The organism is Microbacterium sp. A20, assembly GCF_004794515.1.
Taxonomy (GTDB): domain Bacteria; phylum Actinomycetota; class Actinomycetes; order Actinomycetales; family Microbacteriaceae; genus Microbacterium.
Genome location: NZ_SSDF01000055.1, coordinates 55,186 through 70,454, shown reverse-complemented (window position 1 = coordinate 70,454; position 15,269 = coordinate 55,186). Strand labels below are relative to the sequence as shown.

Annotated in this window: 12 protein-coding genes and 1 riboswitch; of the genes, 4 read left to right on the top strand and 8 right to left on the bottom strand. The window is 69.7% G+C overall.

The window, feature by feature from the left end; all coding sequences use genetic code 11:
• Positions 1–23: 23 nt before the first annotated feature.
• Positions 24–782: an SDR family NAD(P)-dependent oxidoreductase gene (locus DW298_RS04460; RefSeq protein WP_136041273.1), complete on the bottom strand. Its 759-nt coding sequence runs from the start codon at positions 780–782 to the stop codon at positions 24–26.
• A 217-nt stretch (positions 783–999) separates the two neighbouring features.
• On the opposite strand from DW298_RS04460, the gene DW298_RS04455 reads away from it, so the two are divergent.
• Positions 1,000–1,734 carry an aminoglycoside 3'-phosphotransferase gene (locus DW298_RS04455; RefSeq protein WP_136041272.1) on the top strand — a complete coding sequence of 245 codons (735 nt, stop codon included), beginning with the start codon at positions 1,000–1,002 and terminating at the stop codon, positions 1,732–1,734.
• A gap of 9 nt (positions 1,735–1,743) precedes the next feature.
• Here DW298_RS04455 and DW298_RS04450 read toward each other — a convergent pair whose 3' ends face one another.
• The 4 genes from DW298_RS04450 to DW298_RS04435 form a co-directional block, all read right to left on the bottom strand.
• Positions 1,744–3,114, bottom strand: coding sequence for a glutamate decarboxylase (locus DW298_RS04450; RefSeq protein WP_136041271.1), 1,371 nt, complete (start codon positions 3,112–3,114; stop codon positions 1,744–1,746).
• A 118-nt stretch (positions 3,115–3,232) separates the two neighbouring features.
• Positions 3,233–4,024 (bottom strand): energy-coupling factor transporter transmembrane component T, encoded by a 792-nt coding sequence (locus DW298_RS04445; RefSeq protein WP_136041270.1) that lies wholly within the window; start codon positions 4,022–4,024, stop codon positions 3,233–3,235.
• Positions 4,021–5,478 (bottom strand): ABC transporter ATP-binding protein, encoded by a 1,458-nt coding sequence (locus DW298_RS04440; protein WP_205820253.1) that lies wholly within the window; start codon positions 5,476–5,478, stop codon positions 4,021–4,023. Before DW298_RS04440 ends, DW298_RS04445 begins: the two co-directional genes overlap by 4 nt.
• A complete protein-coding gene (locus tag DW298_RS04435) occupies positions 5,478–6,122 on the bottom strand; it encodes an ECF transporter S component (RefSeq protein WP_136041269.1) in 645 nt (214 codons plus the stop codon). The genes DW298_RS04440 and DW298_RS04435 overlap by 1 nt, the downstream gene beginning before the upstream one ends.
• Positions 6,114–6,225, bottom strand: a riboswitch (TPP riboswitch). Its footprint overlaps the gene before it by 9 nt.
• An 81-nt stretch (positions 6,226–6,306) precedes the next feature.
• On the opposite strand from DW298_RS04435, the gene DW298_RS04430 reads away from it, so the two are divergent.
• Positions 6,307–8,139, top strand: coding sequence for a D-alanyl-D-alanine carboxypeptidase (locus DW298_RS04430; protein WP_136041268.1), 1,833 nt, complete (start codon positions 6,307–6,309; stop codon positions 8,137–8,139).
• A 184-nt stretch (positions 8,140–8,323) separates the two neighbouring features.
• Here the strand turns inward: DW298_RS04430 and DW298_RS04425 are convergent, their stop codons facing one another.
• Together DW298_RS04425 and DW298_RS04420 are read right to left on the bottom strand one after the other, a co-directional pair.
• Positions 8,324–10,600, bottom strand: a complete 2,277-nt coding sequence (locus tag DW298_RS04425; protein WP_136041267.1) for an ABC transporter ATP-binding protein — start codon at positions 10,598–10,600, stop codon at positions 8,324–8,326.
• A complete protein-coding gene (locus tag DW298_RS04420) occupies positions 10,597–12,324 on the bottom strand; it encodes an ABC transporter ATP-binding protein (protein ID WP_136041266.1) in 1,728 nt (575 codons plus the stop codon). The genes DW298_RS04425 and DW298_RS04420 overlap by 4 nt, the downstream gene beginning before the upstream one ends.
• A 267-nt stretch (positions 12,325–12,591) precedes the next feature.
• Between DW298_RS04420 and DW298_RS04415 the strand changes: the two genes are divergently transcribed.
• On the top strand, positions 12,592–13,641 hold the full coding sequence (locus DW298_RS04415) for a hypothetical protein (protein ID WP_136041265.1): 1,050 nt from the start codon (positions 12,592–12,594) through the stop codon (positions 13,639–13,641).
• On the top strand, positions 13,638–14,036 hold the full coding sequence (locus DW298_RS04410; RefSeq protein WP_136041264.1) for a GntR family transcriptional regulator: 399 nt from the start codon (positions 13,638–13,640) through the stop codon (positions 14,034–14,036). Before DW298_RS04415 ends, DW298_RS04410 begins: the two co-directional genes overlap by 4 nt.
• Positions 14,037–14,168: 132 nt before the next feature.
• Here DW298_RS04410 and DW298_RS04405 read toward each other — a convergent pair whose 3' ends face one another.
• Entirely contained in the window at positions 14,169–15,230 is a 1,062-nt protein-coding gene (locus tag DW298_RS04405) for an enoyl-CoA hydratase/isomerase family protein (protein ID WP_136041263.1), read from the bottom strand.
• Positions 15,231–15,269: the final 39 nt, after the last annotated feature.

Genomic DNA, 15,269 nt, shown 5'->3' with positions numbered 1-15,269 from the left:
GTGGGGGGATGTGGGGGTGGGGGTCAGCGCGGCGCCATGCGGATGGCGCCGTCGAGACGGATGGTCTCGCCGTTGAGGTAGCCGTTCTCGACGATCTGCTGCACGAGGGCGGCGTACTCGTCGGGGCGGCCGAGGCGGGCGGGGAAGGGCACCTGCTGCCCGAGGGAGTCCTGCGCCTCCTGCGGGAGACCCATCAGCATCGGGGTCTCCATGATCCCGGGCGCGATCGTGCACACCCGGATGCCGTGGCGCGCGAGCTCCCGCGCCACCGGAAGGGTCATCGCGTGCACGCCGCCCTTGGACGCGGAGTAGGCGGGCTGACCGATCTGGCCGTCGAATGCGGCGACGCTCGCGGTGTTCACGATGACGCCGCGCTCCTCGTCGTGGAGTTCGTTTTTCGCGATCACGGCGGATGCCTGCGAGATGACGTTGAACGTGCCGACGAGGTTGATGCGGATCACGCGCTCGAAGTCGGCGAGCACGGCGGGGTTGCCCTCGCGGTCGAGCACCTTGGCGGGCGGCGCGATGCCGGCGCAGTTCACGACGACACGCAGGGGCGCCGCGGACTGCGCTGCCGCCACGGCCGCCTGCACGTCGTCGGCGCTCGTGACGTCGGCCGCGACGAAGAGTCCGCCGAGTTCGTCGGCGATCTCCGTCCCCTTCGACGAGGGGAGATCGATGATCGTGACGTGTCCTCCGGCCGCGACGAGCCGGCGCGCGGTGGCGAGTCCGAGACCGGAGGCCCCTCCGGTGATGAGTGCACCCTGACCGCTGATCTGCATCTGAAGTTCTCCTTCGAACGTCGTTGCGACATGCTTCGCTGGAACGCGGTTTCAGCCTACGTGGTTCTTGGTTCCACCACGAAACGGGTGACGTCCGCCCACAGGAACCGCGTTCAGAGCGAGCCTACGACACGGCCTCGACGGAGAACGGTCCCGTAGCCCGAAGCCTCCGGCAGATATCGGTCGCCGCGTCCGAAGCCTCCGGCAGGATGGAGACATGACCATCCCCACCGAAGACATCGCCGTCCCCGACCGGGTCCGACTCCTCGCCCGGGGCGCCGAGCTCGAATGCGTGTGGCGGAACGACTACGGCGGGCTGACCTTCCGCGCCACCGGCCAGGGCGATCCGTTCTTCATCAAATGGGGTCCCCGGAACCTCGAATTCACGCTGAGCGATGAGGCCGAGCGGATGCAGTGGGCGTCGCAGTGGATCACCGTTCCGACCGTGCTCGACAGCGGCGGCGACGAGACGCACGAGTGGATGGTCACGGCCGCGCTCGACGGGCTGAGCGCCGTGGACCCGCGGTGGGTCGCCGAACCCGCGGTCGCCGTCCGTGCCGTCGGCGAGGCACTCCGCGCCATGCACGACGCCCTTCCGGTGGCGGACTGCCCCTGGGAGTGGAGCGTGTCGTCGCGCATCGAGAACGCCGAGAGCCGCGGCATCGTCGTGCCGGACTCGCTGCGGACCGCGCCCGAGATCGACCTCCTCGTCGTCAGCCACGGCGACGCGTGCTGCCCGAACACGCTGCTGGGCGACGACGGACGCTGGCTCGCGCACGTCGACCTGGCACTGCTCGGCGTGGCCGACCGCTGGGCCGACTTCGCCGTCGCCTCCATGAGCACCGAGTGGAACTTCGGCCCCGGCTGGGAGGATGCGCTCATCGAGGCCTACGGCGTCGAGCCCGACCGCGAACGCCTCGCCTACTACCGCGACCTCTGGAACGCGGCCTGATCCTGCGCCCTAGTGGTGGAACGCGGAGTCGGGGCGGTCTCCCGGCATCGGGGCGGTGAGCGCATCGAGGTGGGCGACCTCGGCCGTGATCGCGTCCAGCAGGTCCGACGCCAGATCCATGCTCAGTCCGTTGCGCACGACGATCCGCTGCACGGTGATCTGCTCGAGGTCGGCCGGCATCGGATACGCCGGAACAAGCCATCCGCGCATCCGCAGACGATCCTGCAGGTCGTAGAGCGTCCAGTTCTCGGTATGACCACCCTTGAGCCTCCAGGCGAAGACGGGGATGTCGCTGCCGTCGTTCCAGAGCTCGAACGCGTCGAGCTTCGCGATGCCGGCGGCGAGGAACTTCGCCACGTCCTGTGAGGCCTGCTGCACCGCCCGATACCCTTCGAATCCCAGCCGCAGGAACAAGTAGTACTGGAGCAGCACCTGGGCTCCGGGACGCGAGAAGTTCAGCGCGAACGTGGGCATCTCGCCGCCGAGGTAGCTGACTTTGAACACCAGATCTTCCGGCAGCCATTGCGCGTCCCGCCAGACGACCCATCCGAGGCCCGGGTACACGAGCCCGTACTTGTGCCCGGAGGTGCTGATCGAGTGCACCCGTTCGAGGCGGAAGTCCCAGACCAGATCGGGCTGCAGGAACGGTGCGATCATCGCGCCCGACGCTCCGTCGATATGGATCGGGATGTCGAGACCGGTGGTCTTCTGGATCTCGTCGAGGGCGGCGGCGATCGCCTCGACCGGCTCGTACATGCCCGTGTACGTCACCCCCATGATCGCGACCACCCCGATCGTGTTCTCATCGACGTACTTCGCCAGGTCGTGCCCGTCGAGCGTCTTGTGCTCAGCGCTGATGGGGACGAAGCGGGGCTCCACATCGAAGTAGTTGCAGAACTTCTCCCAGCAGACCTGGACGGCGGCGGACATCACGAGGTTCGGCCTGGAGGCGTCCTTCCCCGCCGCACGTCGCGCCTGCTGCCACCGCCGCTTGAACGCGAGGCCGCCCAGCATGCAGGCCTCCGAGGAGCCGATCGTCGAGGTGCCGATGCTGTTCGCGGCATCCGGCGCATTCCAGAGGTTCGCCAGCATGCGCCAGCAGTTGTCCTCGATCGCTGCGGTCTGCGGGTACTCGTCCTTGTCGATCATGTTCTTGTCGAACGACGCGGTATACACCTGCTTCGCCTCGTCATCCATCCAGGTGCTGACGAACGTCGCGAGGTTCAGCCGGGCGTTGCCGTCGAGGATCGTCTCGTCCTCGACGATCTGCTTCGCCGTCGCAGGGAGGGTTCCCTGCGGCGGGATGGTGTGGCGGGGAGCCACCGTCGCCTCACCGGGCCGGGTGAACATCGGCTCGTAGTCGGAAGAAGGAGTACTCATGCGCGGACCTCTCGACGGGACGACTGGCTGCCTGCCGCCCACCGTAGCGGCCTCGCATCGACGTATCGAGAGGGTCTTCGCCGGCGGCCTGATCCGGAGCTGACAGCCCGGCCCCGACTCAGGTCCCTGGCCCGAGGATGAAGTTCCATGCCCCGGTGGCCACGGCGGCGGCGATCGCGATGCCCGAGATCGCCGCCCCCACGGCGAGCAGCATCCACTCGGCCGCGCCGAACCGCGACTCCCGCGCCCAGGTGCGACGTCCCGGCGCTCCGAAGCCGCGCGCCTCCATGGCGGTGGCGAGCTTCGCTCCGCGCCGGATCGACAGCACGAGCAGGGCGAACGCCATGCCGAGGAACCGGCGGATGCGGCCGCGATCGGCCACGCCCCTCGCTCGGCGGGCGAGCTCGAGCGCTCGCCAGTCGTCGAGGAAGAGCCCCACCATCCGGAGCCCCGCGAGCGCGCCGAGCACGAACCGGGCGGGAAGCCGCAGGATCTGGCCGAGACCGTCGGCGAGGTCGGTCGGGTCGACCGTGATGAAGAGGACGACCGAGGGCAGCGCGATCGCGAGCACCCGCAGCATCGTGGCGAGCGCGAGCGCCAGGGATCCCTCGCTGATCCGCAGCACGAACCAGTCGACATAGACGGTGCCGCTCGTCTCGCCGTAGAGCGCGATGGTCAGGCCCGTCAGGGGCGCGGCGAGCCAGACCGGCCAGGTGCGCACCCAGAACTCGCGCCAGCCGATCCCGGCGAACAGGAACAGCACGAACTCCAGCACGAGCGCGACGGATGCCGACACCGGATCCAGCGTCAGGATCAGGGGCACGGCGATCAGCGCGCTGACCCCGAGCTTGGCCACCGGATTGACGGCGGCGAGAGCTCCGGTGCGGGCCTGCGTGTCGAGCAGCGTCATGATGTGCCCCCGAGTTCGAACCGCTCGGCGTGCAGCGCCCGCGCGACATCGAGGTCGTGGGTGATCGTGACGATCGCCGACCCCTCGTCGCGGAGCGCTGCGAGCATGGCGACGAGTTCCGCCCAGGTGCGAGCGTCCTGCCCGAAGGTGGGTTCGTCGAGCACGAGCACCCTCGGCCGGGTCGCGATGGCCGCGGCGACCGTGAGGCGGCGCTTCTCGCCGCCCGAGAGCGTGTAGGGGTTGGCGGCGGCGAGATGCGTCAGGCGCAGTCGCGCCAGCAGTTCGTCGCTGCGCACGGCGATCTCGCCTTCGTCCATGCCGAGCGCCCGGGGCCCGACGGCCAGCTCGTCGCGCACGGTCTTCGCCAGCAGTTGGTGCTCGGGCTCCTGGAACACCATGCCGATGCGCGTCAGCAGATCCCGCGAGGCCCAGCGGATCGGCGAGGGGTCAGCCCCGGCGGCGAGGGGGCCGGATGCCGTCAGCTCGCCTGCCGCGGGTGGAAGGAGTCCCGCGAGGGTCAGCCCGAGCGTGGACTTGCCCGCCCCGTTCGGCCCGGTGATCGCCAGCGCGTGGCCGGCGCGCACGTCGAGGTCGATGCCGGTGGCGACCGGGCGCCCCTTGACACGGGCGACGGCCAACCCGCGGGCGGAGAGCAGCGTCTCCCCCGGCACATCGCGTGGGGGCGGAGGTGCAGCGGGAGCATGCCCCGGCACCCACACGCCATCGGCCGCGAGGCGCGCACCCTGGTCGCCGAGCACCTCGCCGGGCACTCCGTCGGCCACCACTCCCCCGGCGCCGATCACGATCACGCGCGTGATGAGCGGCAGCCAGACCTCGAGACGGTGCTCGACGACGATGAGCGTCGCCGGCTGCGCCTGCAGCATCCGCTCCACCGCGTCGCGCACCTCGACGACCCCGGCCGGGTCGAGGTTCGCGGTCGGCTCGTCGAGCAGCACGAGCCCCGGACGCATCGCGAGCATGCCGGCGAGCGCGAGCCGCTGCTTCTGCCCACCCGAGAGTGCTTTGGTCGGATGGTCGAGCGGCACGTCGAGGCCGACGGCATCCAACGCCGACCGCACCCGCGGCCAGATCTGCTCCCGCGGCACACCGAGGTTCTCGCAGCCGAAGGCGACGTCGTCGCCCGCTCGCGCCAGGATCACCTGCGAGTCCGGGTCCTGCAACACGAGGCCGGCGCGCCCCCGGGTGGCGACGGCGGGAGCACCGTCGACGAGGAGTTCGCCCGTGCTCTCGCCCTCCTCCTCGCCGCCGAGCACGCCCGCGAGACCGTGCAGCAGGGTGGACTTGCCCGCGCCGGATGCTCCGAGCACGAGCACACGTTCACCGGGGTCGATGCGGAACGAGACGTCGCTCAGCGCCCAGGCGAGGCGACTCGCGTGACGCCACCCCCACCCGCGGGCCTCGACGGCGGCGGGGACGGTGTGATCCGCCGCCATCAGACGCGGACGCGCGCCTCGCGCCCGGAGCCGAATCGGTCGAGCGCTCCGGTCGCGGCGATGCCTCGCGCCAGGACCCACGACAGCGCCCCCGCGATGACGGCCCCGGAGATGACCGTGCTGATCAGGTAGATCGTCGTGAAGGCCGGCCCGGATCCGGCGTACCAGAGCACGAGGTTGTTGATCCCGCCGGCGAGGGCAGCACCCGCGCCCGCGAGGATCGCGACCGGCAGCGACCAGCGACGGTAGAAGAAGAGCAGGAAGACCAGCTCGGCGCCGAGGCCCTGCACGAGACCGGCCTCGAGCGTGAGGAATCCGCCCCACTGGTTGCCGATGAGGGCCGAGACGACCGCCGCGAGCAACTCGACATAGATCGCCGCGCCCGCCTTGCGGATGATCAGCCCGCCGAGGACACCGGCGAAGAGCCACGGGCCGTCGAGGAGCCCTTGGACTCCGGGGAGGAGCGGCTCGAGCAGCGCCTTCGGCCCGAGGTAGCCGACGTTCCATGCGAGGAAGATCAGGCCGGCGGCGACGCCGATGACGCTGGCGACGACGATGTCGACGATGCGCCAGCGCAGGAAGCTCCGGGCCGGGGGCGCGGCCTGGGCCTTCGCGGACGCCGATGTGGACGTGGACGTGCTCATTCTGAACTCCTCCCTGCGCTGGCATGACCCAGATCAGGTTCGACGGTCGAAGCGCGATTCGCTCCCTCTCAGCCCGGCTCGCCGGACTCCCGTGGTTGTGCTGAAGATCCTACCGGCTCACGACACCCCGCGGGAGACGAGCCGTGCGCCGCGCAACGCGCCCGGGATTGGGTACCGTAAACGAGTGACCGCTTCAGATCCCGCCGACGAGGCGACGGGCGTCGTCGATGCCGACAGCTCGCCGGACGCCGTCCCCTCCGGACGTGTCGACGACCTGCCGGTCGCCGGGGATGCTCCATCTGCGGACTCCGGCGACACCTCCGCCTTCGCCGCCGACCGCCTGTTCGCGGGCGACGTGCGCCCCCCGGATGCCGCCGCGCCCCCGGCGATCCCCGTCGACTCCGCGGCGATCGGAGCGCTGTTCACGACGCAGAGTTCCACGGGAGGCGACGTCGAGCCGGAACCCGAGTCCTCCTCCGGACCCGTCGCGGCGCCCGCTGCGCCCTTGGAGCCCGTGGAGCCCGCAGCGCCTGCGGAGGCCTCAACACCGGCGACGCCCCCGCTGACCAAGCCGCCGTTCGTCCCCACGGAGCGAACGGTCACCGAGGAGCCCGCTGATGACGCGAATGCGCTCCTCGATGCGAATGCACCGCAGTGGGCGGACGAGACGACCGGAGCGACGGCCCTGACCTGGGTGGATGCCGCGACAGTCGCCGCACATCCGCCTCTCGCGACTCTCGACGAGCCGGCCGAGGCCGAGCAGACGGGCGGCCTGATGCGCGGTGCCCACCTGCGCCCGGCGATCGCCCGCCCGGGGATCCTCGTGCCGTTGGCGACCCTCGTCGCGATCGTCGCCGCCTACGCCGGCACGACGATGCTGTGGCCCCTGCACGAAGTGCCGCCCACGGTGCAGTCCGTCGAATTCGCCACCGTCCCCGCCGCCGCGGCTGCGCTCACCTGGCCCGGCGAGGGCAGTGCGGCGGTCGGCATCGGCGGGCTGAGCACGGCGGCCTCGAGTCCCGCCGCGGTGAGCATCGCGAGCATCACCAAGGTCGTGAGCAGCCTGATGGTGCTCGACCGGATGCCGCTGGCCCTCGGCGAACAGGGACCCGAGTTCCGCTTCGACTACGGCGACAGCGTGGAGTACTGGGACTACCGGCGCAGCGATCAGTCGGCGCTGGATGTGCCCGTCGACGGCGTGCTGACCGAGTACCAGCTGCTGCAGGGCACCCTCCTCGGGTCGGCGAACAACTACATCGATCGGCTCGCGTCCGAGATCTGGGGCTCCGATCGCGAGTTCGCGTCCGCCGCGGAGATCTGGCTGCGCGAGCGCAACCTCACCGGCATCACGGTCGTCACCCCGTCCGGCTTCGATGAGCGCAACGTCTCGACGCCCGACTCGCTGATCGCGCTGGGTGAGCTGGCGATGCAGAACCCGGTGTTCGCGGAGATCGTGGGCACGAAATCGGTGGATCTGCCCGGCGCGGGCACGGTCGTCAACACGAACGGGATGCTCGCCGACCCGGGTGTCGTCGGCATCAAGACCGGCACGCTGGTCGGCTGGAACCTGCTCACGGCGAAGGATGTGACCGTCGGCGACACGACCGTGCAGCTGTACGCGGCCGCGCTGAACCAGGCGGGCGACGACGAGCGCCTCGCCCTGACCCGCTCCCTGTTCGCCGAGACGGAGGCCGCGCTGCAGGCACAGGGACCGGCGGTCGCCGCGGGCACGGTCGTGGGACGCGTCACGACCCTGTGGGGCGAGGACGTCGAGGTCATCACCGAGTCCGACGCCGATGTGGTGCTGTGGAACGGCGCCCTCGCGACGGCCACCCCGACCTTCGATCTCGCGGACGAGCGCGACGAAGACGGCACGGTGGGGACGATGACCACGGTCGGCCCGCTCGACAGCGCGACGGTTCCCCTGGTCCTGGCCGAAGACGTCGAGGGTCCGAGCCCGTGGTGGCGCCTGACCCACCCGCTCGAGCTCCTCGGCATCACCACCGACGCCCGCTGACTCGCTCGCCCTGAAGAGTCAAACAACGCCGCCTCCAGGCCTTGGGAGGCGGCGTTGTTTGACTCCTCACCTGCTGCGCATCCGCTCTGCACGGCAGGATGCGAGGAAAGCGAGGAAAGGGCGTGCACAGAACAGCGCCCCACCCCGCGGGTGCGGGATGGGGCGCTGTGCTGCGTGATGCGGATCAGCCGCGAGGAGCGGAGCCGTCGGCCCCGTCTTCGAGCAGAGCCTGCGCGGCAGCGGTCTCGGCCGCCGGCACCTGGGCGCCGACCGACGCTCCGGCGACGGCGGCAGCCTCTTCCTTGGCACTCTCGTCGGCGTCGGCCTCTCCGGTGACGACGACGGGCGTCGATCCGGTGAGCGCGTCTTCGGCGTCGATGTCGGTCGCCGCCTGCTCGAACTGCGACTGGTACAGGCGCCAGTAGGCGCCCTGCGCGGCGATGAGCTCGTCGTGCGTGCCCTTCTCCACGATGTCGCCGTGCTCCATCACGAGGATGAGGTCGGCGTCGCGGATCGTCGACAGACGGTGCGCGATCACGAACGACGTGCGCCCCTCCCGGAGCGCGGCCATCGCGTGCTGCAGCAGCAGCTCGGTGCGCGTGTCGACGGCCGATGTGGCCTCATCGAGGATGAGGATCGACGGCTGCGCGACGAACGCCCGGGCGATCGTGATGAGCTGACGCTCACCCGCCGAGACGTTCGCGGCATCCTCGTCGAGCACCGTGTCGTAACCCTCGGGGAGGGCGTGCACGAAGCGGTCGACGTACGTCGCCTTGGCGGCGGCGAGAACCTCTTCGTCGGTCGCCGTGGAGCGACCGTATCGGATGTTCTCGCGGATGCTGCCGGCGAACAACCACGGGTCCTGCAGCACCATGCCGGTGCGCGAGCGCAGCTCGTCGCGGGTCACCTCGGCGATGTCCTGGCCGTCGAGGGTGATGCGTCCGCCGCTGAGCTCGTAGAAGCGCATGATCAGGTTGACCAGCGTCGTCTTGCCCGCACCCGTCGGACCGACGATCGCGACCGTCTGGCCCGGTTCCACCCGGAACGACAGGTCCCGGATGAGCGGACGCTCGGGCGTGTACGAAAACGCGACGTTCTCGAACTCGATGACGCCCTTGCCCTCGACGAGCTCGGGAGCATCGGCGTCGTCCGCCTCCTGCTCGTCGGCGTCGAGCAGCTCGAACACCCGCTCGGCGGATGCCGTGCCCGACTGGACCACCGCGGCCATGCCGCCCAGCTCGGACAGCGGCTGCGTGAACTGCTGCGAGTACTGGATGAACGCCTGCACGTCGCCGAGACGCAGCTGGCCGTTCGCGACCATCAGGCCGCCGAGCACCGCGATGCCCACGTAGCTGAGGTTCCCGACGAACATCATCGCCGGCATGATGATGCCGGAGAGGAACTGCGCCTTGAAGCTCGCCTGGAACAGCTCTTCGTTCTCGACCTGGAACTTGTCCAGAGCATCCTTCTCGCGTCCGAAGACCTTCACCAGCGCGTGGCCGGAGAACGCCTCCTCGACGCGGGCGTTCAGTCGACCGACCTTGCGCCACTGCGTGCCGAAGGCCTTCTGCGAGCGCGGTCCGATGATGCCGAAGATCACGCCCATGAGCGGCAGCGTGATGAGCGCGACGAGTGCCAGCTGCCACGAGATCGAGAACATCATGACGAGCACGCCGATCACGGTGAGCACCGAGGTGAGGGCACCGGACAGCGACTGCTGCATCGTCTGCGTGATGTTGTCGATGTCGTTCGTGACGCGCGAGATCAGCTCACCGCGTTGCACCTTGTCGAAGTACGCCAGCGGCAGGCGGTTGATCTTCGCCTCGACCGACTCCCTCAGTCGCCACATGGTGCGCACCATGATCACGTTGATGACGTAACCCTGGATCCAGGTGAGGAATGCCGCAGCCACATAGATCGCGAGCACCGCGGCGATCACGAGACGCAGCGCCTCGAAGTCGACGCCCTGTCCGACCGTGAAGTCGCCCAGCGCTCCGACCTGGTTGGCGAAGTCGTCCTGACCCGCCCCGCGCAGCGCATCGATCACGACGTCCTGCGGTGTACCCGCCGGGAACCCGGGGAAGTCGCCGTTCGGCTGTCCGAGCTGGATCGAGATGAAGCCCTTGTAGACGAGGTTGGTCGCCTCGGCGAGCACCTTGGGGGCCGCGACCGTGAGCACGACGCCGATGGCGCCGAGGATCGACACGAAGACGAACCAGATCGCGGAGGGCTTCAGCAGCCCGATCATGCGCGCGAAGCTCGGACCGAAGTTGTCGGCCTTGCCCGGTGCCACGCTGTCCCAGTCACCGGAGTTCTGGCGAGCCTGCTCGGCGAGCTCGGCCTCGTACTGCTCCTCGGCCGACAGCTCGACCTCGGCCACAGCCGTCGTCGTCTTGCCGCGGCCGCGGCCTCGGCGGGGTTGGGTCCCTGAGTTTGTCGAAGGGTCGTTCTGCTCGCTCATGCGTCCACCCCCAGCTGCGACTCGACGATCTCTCGGTAGGTGTCATTCGTCTCGAGGAGTTCCTCATGCGTGCCGACGCCGACCATTGTGCCGCCGTCGAGGACGACGATGCGGTCGGCGTCCGTGATCGTGGAGACGCGCTGCGCGACCACGATCTTCGTCACGTGCGGGAGCTCCCGCCACAGCGCTTGGCGCAGCCGGGCGTCGGTCGTGAGGTCGAGCGCCGAGAACGAGTCGTCGAAGACGAGGATCTTCGGCTGGTGCACGATCGCACGCGCGATCGCGAGACGCTGACGCTGACCGCCCGAGACGTTCGTGCCGCCCTGAGCGATGCGCGACTCGAGACCGTCGGGCATCTCCTCGACGAAGTCGCGACCCTGCGCGATGTCGAGCGCGTGCCAGAGCTCCTCGTCGGTCGCCTCTTCGCGTCCGTATCGCAGGTTCGACGCGACGGTGCCGGTGAAGAGGAACGGACGCTGCGGCACGAGGCCGATGCTGTCCCACAGCGACTCGACGTCGGCGTCGCGCACGTCGGTACCGCCGACGTGCACGGATCCGCCCGAGACGTCGAAGAGGCGCGGGATGAGCGAGATGAGCGTCGTCTTGCCGGAACCGGTGGATCCGACGATCGCGACCGTCTCACCCGGCTCGGCGGCGAAGCTGATGCCGCGGAGCACCGGGGAGTCGGCACCGGGGTAGGTGAACTCGACGTCGTCGAGCGCGACGGCCCCGGGCACCGGGAACTCGGTGACGCCGTTCTCGGGACGGACCAGGGTCGACTCGGAGTTGAGCACCTCGCCGATGCGCTCGGCCGAGACGGCGGCGCGCGGGATCATCATCGCCATGAAGCTCGCCATGATGACACCGCCCATGATCTGGCCGATGTACTGCATGAACGCGAACAGCGTGCCGACCTGCACCGTGCCGTTGTTGACCTCGATGCCGCCGAACCAGATGACCGAGACGACGGTCACGTTGAGGATGAGCATGAACAGCGGGAACAGCAGCACGAACAGCGAGCCGACCTTGCGGCCGACGACCATGATGTCGGTGTTGGCTCCGCGGAAGCGGTCTTCTTCGATGCGCTCGCGAACGAACGCACGCACGACGCGGACGCCGGTCAGCTGCTCGCGCATGATGCGGTTGACGTTGTCGAGCTTGCCCTGGTAGCTGCGGAACAGCGGGACCATGCGGCCGATCACGAGCGCGGCCAGGATGAGCAGCGCGGGCACCGAGACGGCGATCAGCCAGCTGAGGCCGACGTTGGTCTGGACGGCGAAGATGATGCCGCCGATCGCGAGCAGCGGGGCGGTGACGAGCATGGTGGCGCCCATCATCGCGAGCATCTGCACCTGCTGCACGTCGTTGGTGTTGCGGGTGATGAGCGAGCCGGCGCCGAACTGCGACACCTCGCGCTCGGAGAACCCGCTGACCTTGCCGAAGACGTCGGCGCGGATGTCGCGCCCGGCGCCCATCGCGGCGCGCGCGGCGAAGTAGGTCGCCGTGATCGAGGCGATGATCTGCCCGAGCGACACCGCGAGCATGAACAGTCCCGTGCCCCAGATGTAGCCGGTGTCACCCTGGGCGACGCCCTTGTCGATGATGTCGGCGTTCAGGCGCGGGAGGTAGAGGGTCGCCGCAGCGCTGGCGAGCTGGAACACCAGCACGCCGAGCAGCAGCCACCGATATCGGGAGAGATAGCGGAAGAGGATTTTTCCCAGCACAGGCGGACTTTCTAGGAAGGATGAAACGGCGGGTTTCTCGGCAGACGGATGCCGACCGACAACCGGCCACAAGACAGAGTGCCACGAACCGTGGACATTCGTATCCCCCTCGAGGCTGACCTTCGCTGACAGCGAACCCCACCGCGCGCGGATCAGGGATTTCTGCACGCGGGCGAACAAGTGGGCAACCTGAGCAGCCCGCCTTTTGTGTCCTCACGTTGATACAACTTGTGATAGACATATGACACAATCAAGAACGGATCCTGCATGCCTGCTCACATCGCATCTCTGCTCGACCCGGCCCAGTGGGCGGGCGCCCTGCTGTCGCTGCCCTTCGTCTCGCTGGTCGTCGCGGCGATCATCGCGGTCGGGATCGCCGTCTCGCCCCGATGGGCGGCGCGGAGGCGGAGCCGCGTCCGACTCACCCCCTCGGCGGCCGCCGCCGTATCCGTCCGCTACGCGCCCGAGCACGTCACGCTCGGCATCGCGGCGATCGCCGTGATCGTGATCTTCGTCGCCGAGAACCTGGTCACCGGGTACGTCCTGGGCATGTTCGGTGTGAGCCTCAACGGCGTCGTCTCCTGGTGGCGATACGCGACGCCGGTGTTCACCGCATCCGTCGGGGTCGCCGTGCTGCTGGCGATGATCGCGACGCGAGGCAGCACCCCTCCCGAGCGTCCGATCGTCGCCGCGCGCCGGACCTGGCTGACCTTCAGCTCGCGGGTGGCATGGGTGGGCGCGGCCCTCGCCCTTCTCGCGCTCACGACGATCACCCTGCTCGCCGGACTCGCGTCGTCGAACCTCAACGGCGGCCCGTACGTCTACCTCGAGATCGACGTCCCCAACGAGACCATCGACCCGATCCGGCCCTGGTTCTACGGATGGGCGTACGGCATCCCCGTCCTGATCTGCACCGTCGCCCTCGTCGCCGTCGTCGTGGCGGCCCTGCACGCGAACGCTGCCCGCGCGTTCCTCCGCCCGGAGACGGTCGTCGCCGAGCAGCGCGAGCGTCGCGACATCGCGAGTGGGATCACCCGGCTCACGGCATCCGCAGCCCTGCTCGCCCTGGCGGGAGCGCTCCGGTTCATCGCCGACGCGGGCACGGCCGCCGGGCTCACGGTCATGGGCGATGGCCGCAGCAACACCTACGACGTCTTCTGGCGATACGGAGAGCTCGCCGCCATCGGCGGAAGGGTGGCACCGGTGCTCGAGATCACGGCGTTCGTGCTCCTGTTCCTCGTGACCGCGCACCTCGCGCACGGCGCCGAGTCCGCCGCTCCTGCCCCGCGCGTCGCCGAGTCGAGGGCCGCGCAGTGACCCCGAGCCCGAAGCTGTCGCCGGCCGATGAGGCGAATCCGGCTCTCGACATCTACCGACAGCTGCGCGGCCTGATCGTGTCGGGACAGCTCGGCGCCGGCGAACGGCTGCCGACCGTGCGCCAGACCGCGAGCGATCTGGGCGTGGCTCCCGGCACGGCTGCGCGCGCCTACAAGATGCTCGAGGCCGAGGGACTCGTGGTCTCGCGTACCGCGGCGGGCACGCGGGTCGCCGAGACGGCGGGGGTGCTTCCGGCATCCGTCATCCGGCGCATCCGCGAACTGGTCGAGGAGGCCGCATCCGTCGATGCCGATCCGGATGACGTGATCGACGTGCTCCGGACGATCTGGCAGACACGTTCGCACCCCGAGCCCGCCGCGGACGGCGGAACGTAGACCCTGCGGCCGGATCCGGCGCGCTCCACGGTCCACCTGTCGGGAGTTTCGGCCGAGACCCCCCGGAGACGGGCCGATCCGCCCGATAGGCGTGCATTCTCCCGACAGGTGCGCGGGCGAACCGCAGGCGACTCAGAACAGGGCCGACTGCGGCACGTAGTCCCGCGCGGGGGCACCGGCATCCGGGGCGAGCTCCGCCAGGGTCGGCGGGTCCCATTTCGGGTTGCGGTCCTTGTCCACCAGCTGCGCCCTGATGCCCTCGACGAGGTCGGGATGCTCGTTCACGAACCACAGCACCCGTCGGTACTCGCCCTCGAGTGCCGCGCGCAGGCCCGGCACGTCCCTCGCCTCGCGCACGGCGTCGAGGGTCACGGTGAGCCCGGTCGGCGCGAGCCCCTCCAGGAGATCGGCGGTGGCGCCGGCATCCGTGGTCTCCTGGGCTCGCAGGCGCTCGACGATCTCGGTCACGGTCGGCGCGGAGAACGCCTCGTCGATCCACTCCCGCGATGCCGGGAGCTCGGTGGGCTCGGGCGTCTCGTCGAAGAGCAGCACGATCTCGCTGGGTCCGGTGGGGTCGGCGCGGAAGGCGAGCGCCTCGCTCAGCGCCTCCAGCCTGTCCGACGGCACGAAGTGGTCGGCGAATCCGAGGTACACGGCATCCACGCCGTTCATCGTCGATCCGGTGAGTCCGAAGTACTCGCCGAAACGTCCGGGCGCCCGTCCGAGGAGCCAGGTGCCACCCACATCGGGCGTGAAGCCGATGCGGGTCTCGGGCATCGCCAGCTTCGATCGCTCGGTGACGATGCGGATGGCGGCGTGACCGGCGAGCCCGATGCCGCCGCCCATGGTGATGCCGTCCGCGAAGGCGACGACGGGCTTCGGGTACTCGGCGATCATCGCGTTCAGGGCGTACTCGGCGCGGAAGAACTCGGCGGTCCGCTCGGCCTGACCCGCCACGATCTGCGCGTGCAGCGCGCGCACGTCGCCACCGGCGCACATGCCGCGCTCCCCCGCGCCGTCGATCAGCACGATCTGCACATCGGTGTCGTCGCGCCAGGCGTTCAGGGTCTCGGTGAGGATGCCGATCATCTCCGCGTCGAGAGCGTTGATCGCCTCCGGACGGTTGAGCGTGAGCCGCCCGAGCGCCCCTTCGGTGCGGACGAGGACACGGGAGGCAGCCTGAGAATCGGTCACGCGTGCCAGGCTACCGTCTTCCCGAAGGGCGGTATTCCG